The organism is Mesorhizobium sp. M7D.F.Ca.US.004.01.2.1 (genome assembly GCF_003997785.1).
Taxonomy (GTDB): domain Bacteria; phylum Pseudomonadota; class Alphaproteobacteria; order Rhizobiales; family Rhizobiaceae; genus Mesorhizobium; species Mesorhizobium loti.
This window is the reverse complement of sequence record NZ_RZRQ01000699.1, coordinates 1-905: the sequence shown is the minus strand read 5'-3', so window position 1 is coordinate 905 and position 905 is coordinate 1. Positions and strand designations below refer to the sequence as shown.

General features: G+C 65.2%; 1 protein-coding gene. It reads right to left on the bottom strand.

Annotated elements, in window-relative coordinates; translation table 11 throughout:
• Positions 1-905 (bottom strand): chloride channel protein (locus tag EN993_RS36270; RefSeq protein ID WP_164758077.1); only part of this gene is annotated, 905 nt, incomplete at both ends.

Here is a 905-nt window from a genome sequence, read left to right as displayed (position 1 = left end):
GGCGCGCGCATTGTGCCGCCCATGGTGGCGGCCATGGCCAGTAATGCCCAGAAGCCCGGGTCCGCCGCGGGCAGAATTCCCGCGAGCACCGCACCCATCGCCCCGCCCATGATCAGCAGCGGCGCCAACACGCCCCCTGATGTTCCTGAACCAAGCGCCACCGACCAGATGATGGCCTTCACCACCAGGAGGATCAGCGCGGCGGTCGCGATCGTGCGGCCGTCAAGCATATTGGCGATGTTGTCATAGCCGACGCCGAGCGCGTGCGGTTCGATCAATCCGCCTATGCCGACAACCAAACCGCCCAGCATCGGCCACCACATCCAGTGAATGGGCAGCTTCTGGAAGCCGTCCTCGCAGGCATAGACCATCTGCGTCAGCAGCCCCGACAACAGTCCTGCGCAGACGCCGATCGCGACCCAGCCGGCAAGGCCGACAAAGGTCACCTCCATGCCACCCTGGAACGGAAAGATCGGCCCGGGCAGATGCAGCATGGTGCGCTCGACTTCGGCAATGATCGCCGCCACTGCCACGGGGATGAAGCTGCGCGGCGTCCATTCGAAAAGCAGCAGTTCGACCGCCAGCATGATGGCAGCGATCGGTGTTCCGAACACGGTCGTCATGCCCGCCGCCGCACCCGCCACCAGCAACGTCTTGCGTTCATTATCGCTGACCGGCAGCATCTGTGCGATCAGCGAGCCGATCGCGCCGCCTGTCATGATGATCGGACCCTCGGCGCCGAACGGCCCACCGGAACCGATCGAGATCGCCGATGACAGCGGCTTCAGGATCGCCACCTTGGCATCGAGCCTGGAGCGCCCGAGCAGGATCGCCTCGATGGCCTCGGGAATGCCGTGGCCGCGAATCTTCTCGCTGCCGAAGCGTGCCATCAGGCCGATGATCAG